The 4,650-nt window shown below is 66.2% G+C and carries 4 protein-coding genes and 2 pseudogenes; 5 read left to right on the top strand and 1 reads right to left on the bottom strand.

Translation table 11 applies throughout. From position 1 onward, the window contains the following. Both ACIRA7_RS15030 and arfB read left to right on the top strand, forming a co-directional pair. Positions 1–238 (top strand): annotated as a pseudogene (locus tag ACIRA7_RS15030) (SAM-dependent methyltransferase); the annotation flags it as partial. A 1-nt stretch (position 239) separates the two neighbouring features. Beyond that, on the top strand, positions 240–677 hold the full coding sequence (gene arfB / locus ACIRA7_RS15025; RefSeq protein WP_396221657.1) for an alternative ribosome rescue aminoacyl-tRNA hydrolase ArfB: 438 nt from the start codon (positions 240–242) through the stop codon (positions 675–677). A 28-nt stretch (positions 678–705) separates the two neighbouring features. On the opposite strand, the gene ACIRA7_RS15020 is transcribed toward arfB, so the two are convergent. Beyond that, on the bottom strand, positions 706–1,455 hold the full coding sequence (locus ACIRA7_RS15020) for a hypothetical protein (RefSeq protein WP_396221656.1): 750 nt from the start codon (positions 1,453–1,455) through the stop codon (positions 706–708). Positions 1,456–1,639: 184 nt separating this feature from the next. Here ACIRA7_RS15020 and ACIRA7_RS15015 point away from each other — a divergent pair, with 184 nt between their 5' ends. The 3 genes and pseudogenes from ACIRA7_RS15015 to ACIRA7_RS15005 form a co-directional block, all read left to right on the top strand. Beyond that, a complete protein-coding gene (locus ACIRA7_RS15015) occupies positions 1,640–2,077 on the top strand; it encodes a hypothetical protein (RefSeq protein ID WP_396221655.1) in 438 nt (145 codons plus the stop codon). A 117-nt stretch (positions 2,078–2,194) separates the two neighbouring features. After that, on the top strand, positions 2,195–4,417 hold the full coding sequence (locus ACIRA7_RS15010; RefSeq protein WP_396221654.1) for a peptidase domain-containing ABC transporter: 2,223 nt from the start codon (positions 2,195–2,197) through the stop codon (positions 4,415–4,417). Between the two features lie 5 nt (positions 4,418–4,422). Then, a pseudogene (locus tag ACIRA7_RS15005) lies at positions 4,423–4,650 on the top strand (hypothetical protein); the annotation flags it as partial.

The following is a 4,650-nucleotide window of genomic DNA, read 5'->3' as shown; positions in this document are numbered from 1 at the left end:
GGGCGGCCGACTGGTGATCCTCGATCTCGACCGGCCAACGTTCGGACACGGGACCCCGCCGGCATTACTGCGCTGTGAACTGCAGGCCGTGGGCTACCGGCCGCTCTCCTTCACCGAGACGGCGCCCGCCGAGTATGTCGCCATCTTCGCCGCGCCGGACTCTGCCTCTCGCCCGACGCCCGAGGCGATCTCGACCGCGCTCGGTGCGTCACCCTGCCGCGCGCCCTCGGAGCGATGAGATGACGACCCCCTCGCAGGAGGATGTGGACGTCGTGCCGGGCGTGCGGATCCCGGCGACCGAACTCGAGATCACCGCCATTTCCGGCAGTGGCCCCGGTGGGCAGCACGTGAACCGCAGCGCCACCCGCATCGCGCTGCAATGGAACGTGCGCCACACGCGGGCGCTGCGCGACGAGCAGCGCACGTTGGTGATGGCGCGACTGGCGTCGCGTCTTGATGGCGACGGCGCGCTGCGCATCGTGGCGGGTGAGTATCGCAGTCAGCAGCAAAACCGCCGGGCGGCGATCGAACGGCTGGTGCAGCTCGTCGCGCGAGCCTTGGTCGTGCAAAAGCCCCGCAAGGCCACACGGCCAACACGGGGCTCCGTGGAACGGCGGCTGACCGAAAAGCGTCAGCGCAGCGAGACCAAGCGTCGCCGACGTCCCGACGACGGGTAGGCGTCGCCGGCGCGACGCCACCCCCGTATCAGAAGGCGATGGCGTTGATGCCGAGGTAGTACGTCACGAAGTCGGCGCGGCCTCGAATGGGAACCGGCGGACGATCAGTTGTATACGCTTGGCGCACGCGATCGGCGTTCAGATAGCGGACGTCATCGTGGCGCAGGAAGCGTGCGCCGAGATCGATCCGTACCGGATGCCGTCCGTTACTGACGCGAAGATAGCTGCCCACCGCGCCACCGTAGGCGAGCACGGCGTCGCTGGAATTGGTGGTGGTCGCGAACGGGGCGTTCTGGTTGTTCGAGCCTTCAATCTCGCTGCCGGTCCAAAACACCGAGAAGCCCCCGAGCGCCGTGGCGTAGGGAGTGAACGCACCCGCGGGGCCAAGCAACTGCGGACCGGCGACCACAGACACGATGCTGCTGGTGGTCCGCAGGTCGAGCTGGACCAAGCCTCCCGTTCCACTCAGCGGAATTCGCCGCGTGGTGCTCCCGTACGTGAGCAGCGAAAGGTCAGCGCGCAGGTTCGTGATCGCACTAGGATCCAGCCGCATCAGCGCGTAGCCGCCGACGCCGAAACCGGTCCCGGTGTTCTGGCCGAATTCGCCCTTGGGTTCCGACACTTGGAAATGGACGCCGAAGGAGCCACGCCCGGACGGCGCGTCCCCGTTGGCGCGGGACTGCGCCTCGAGTGGTCCGGCCAGCACGGCGACCACAAACGCCGACGCGAGCGTGAACGGAGCGGGCGCTCGGAACGAGCGAAGGGGAACGCGAGTCATGAGTAGGCGCGTCGTTCGGGAGGTGGAAGCCGTGCGCGGAACCGCCGAATGCGAGTCCAGGTTCCTCCCCTGTACCGCAGCTGCTCATGGAAGGTTTCACGGAGTGGCCTTGGTGGCCCATTGCCACCCATTCTGAGTAGCTTTCGATTGAATCCCGACCGGAGATTTTGCCGTTACCGCGTGTATGACTGCAGCGTGTCGTCCCATCTGCCTGTTTCGCTTCACCGTGGCCTGTGCGGCCGTGGTGTGCGCACTGCTCGTCGGCGCGTCGATGTCGGACTGGCGCCCCGCGCCGGTCGCGTCGTTCCAGGGCATGGGTGCGCATCGCCTCCTCCTGGCATCGGAGGGGCGGGCACGGGCATTGAACCACGACGCGCCACGCGACCGCGCGTCAACGCGACCGGTCGCGTTGACGCGCGCGGCGTGGCAGCGCGGGGGCGACCGCCGTTCCCATCGCACGACGTCGTCGCAGTTCTCGAGCGGCATCAGGATGCAGGGCATGGTGTTCAACGCCGCACCGCGCGCGCCGCGCGGCGTGCGGGCCGCGGTACGCGCGCGGGCGTTTCGTCGCGATGACCAGCTGGGCTCAGCGCCGACACGGGCTCCGCCGCCTCACCGCTGATCGCTCGCGGTATCGCTCACGGGAGCGCAGGCACTCAGGCCCGCCTCTCATCGCGTTCACCCGCTTCGCTTCTGGCGACGCGGGAACGTTCTTGCCCATTGCTCTTTCCATCAGGTCATGTCGGCTCAAGCAACCCGTGTGAATCAACTCGTCGCCGCCGAGCTCGGGCTCGACGTCGAGCAGGCGCGGTGGCGCGCGCTGACGCGTCAAGTGTCCGCCACCGATCCCTTGGCCAACCGCATTCGCTCCATTGGCGGTGCGGTCGATATCGGCTACCTCGACCGGCAAATTTCCCGCGAGACGCTCACCCTCGCGATCGACGAGCGCACGCTCCCGATCGTCCTGCTCGACGTGCGGAACGACGACGCGATCGTCTTGTGCCGGGACGCCGACGATCGGGTGCAGGCGGTGCGCGTGCCACGCGACGGCAACGACGAGGTGATCGATACGCAGGGGCTGTCGCTCGCCGACGCGTTGATCGCGCGGTTCGGTGCGGCCACCTCGCTGTCGGCGCTGGCGCCGATGGCACTCCGACCGGCCAATAGCGCGATTTCCAACGCGTCCCCGCACAGTCCGGTCGGTCCGAGCAGTCATGGCGACGACCATGAAGCACGCTCGCCGCTCGAGCGCACCCTGGCACTGTTTGCGCGCGAGCGTCGCGAGATTCTGACGGTCTTCTTTTACGCGACGCTAAGCGGCGGCCTGAGCCTGATTCTTCCGCTGGCCGTCGGTGGCATCGTCCAGATCGTCCAGGGGCGGCTGTACCTGCAGCCCGTCATCGTGCTGATCTCCTTCGTCGTCTCGGGAACGATCGCCGCCGGCGTGCTGCAAATCGGTATCCTCAAGGTCGTGGAGCGCATTCAGCAGCGGGTCTTTGCGCGTATGGCCCTCGAGTTTGCCTTCCGCATCCCGCGGCTGCGCTACTCGGCCTCGCTCGAGTCGAATCTCCCCGAGCAGATGAACCGCCTGTTCGAAGCGATCGCGATTCAGAAAGGCGTGCAGAAGCTGCTGCTCGATGTGCCCACGGCCTTGCTGACGATTCTGTTCAGCCTGATTCTTCTCACGCTGTACAGCCCGTGGTTTTCGGTGTTCGCCATCGTGGTGACCGCCGCGCTGTGGATCATCATCCGCTGGTCGGGTCCCGAAGGGCTCGAAACCTCGATCGTCGAGTCGAAGTACAAGTACAAAGCGGTGCACTGGCTCGAGGAGATCGCGCGGGCATTTCACGCGTTCAAGTACGCTGGCGACTCGACGCTGCCGGTGGAACGCATGGATGACGTCGTCACCGGCTATCTCAAGTACCGGCGTAAGCATTTCGCCGTGCTGGTGAAGCAGACGATCGCCCTGATCGGGTTCAAGACGTTCATCACCGCCGCCGTGCTCATCATCGGTGCGACCTTGGTGCAAACCAACCGGCTGCTGCTGGGCCAGTTCGTGGCCGCTGAAGTGGTGATCGTGACCGTGCTCGCCGGTGTCGAAAAGCTGATCACCAGCCTCGCCACGGTATATGATGTGCTCACGAGCGTGGACAAGTCCGGCCATGTCGCGGATCTGCCGCTCGAAGCCCGCGGCGGACTCGCGCCGGTGCACCTGCCGGGAGTCGGGGTCTCCATCGTGACGAAGGATCTCCGCTATCGGTATCCGTCCGCGCACTCGGCATCCGTGGACAGCGTGTCGCTGCAGATCGAGCCGGGCGAACGCGTGGCGCTCATGGGCTCCGATGGCTCTGGACGGTCCACCTTGCTCAAACTGCTCGGTGGCCTCATCGATGACTACGATGGCACGATTCGCTTCGATGGCGTGACGCTACGCGATCTGGATCGACCGGCCCTTCGCGCGCGCATCGGGCAGATGCTCTCGTGGACCGATCTCTTCGACGGTACGGTCGAGGAGAATATCAGCGTGGGCCGCACGCACATTACGCCGCTCGATGTCCGTGAAGCGCTTGACGACCTCGCGCTGACGGACGAGATCCAGCAACTGCCGCAAGGTATTCAGACGGAGCTCACGAACGGTGGACGCAGCCTGCCCGCACACCTCGCGAGCAAGCTCCTCGTGGCCCAAGGCATGGTGGGGCGCCCGCGCCTCATCGTGCTCGATGACTTCTTCCAGAACCTCGAAGCGGCGTCGCGCACGCTGATCATCAAGCTGCTCACCGACCGGACCCGTCCATGGACGGTGATCGCGGTGTCGCACGATCCCCAATTGCTCGCCGCGTTCGACCGTGTCCTCGTCGTGGATCAGGGACGCATCGTGCGCGAAGGCCCCTTCCGTACGCTGCGTGACGACCCAGTGTGCCGCAATCTGCTGCACGAGACGCCCTTGCCCACGGGAGCCTGAACGTCATGGCCTACTCCGATATCGACATCGAACGCGAACTCAAGCATCTGCCGCTGGAAACGACGGCGTTGCTGGGCGAAGCGAACACCAGCCGCATCGTATCCCGATGGCTGCTGGGTATTCTCATCACGCTGTTCCTCGTGCTCTTCCTGCCGTGGCAGCAGAACGTCCGTGGTGACGGCACGGTCACGGCACTCAGCCCGGCGGACCGCCCGCAGGAGCTGCCCACGCGC

The sequence above is a fragment of the Gemmatimonas sp. genome (assembly GCF_044376735.1).
GTDB lineage: Bacteria > Gemmatimonadota > Gemmatimonadetes > Gemmatimonadales > Gemmatimonadaceae > Gemmatimonas.
This window is presented reverse-complemented; position numbering and strand designations above follow the sequence as displayed.

Coding starts and splice junctions, on each gene's coding strand:
- arfB (WP_396221657.1), top strand. CDS start 240: ATGACGACCCCCTCGCAGGAGGATGTGGACGTCGTGCCGGGCGTGCGG.
- ACIRA7_RS15010 (WP_396221654.1), top strand. CDS start 2,195: ATGTCGGCTCAAGCAACCCGTGTGAATCAACTCGTCGCCGCCGAGCTC.
- ACIRA7_RS15020 (WP_396221656.1), bottom strand. CDS start 1,455: ATGACTCGCGTTCCCCTTCGCTCGTTCCGAGCGCCCGCTCCGTTCACG.
- ACIRA7_RS15015 (WP_396221655.1), top strand. CDS start 1,640: ATGACTGCAGCGTGTCGTCCCATCTGCCTGTTTCGCTTCACCGTGGCC.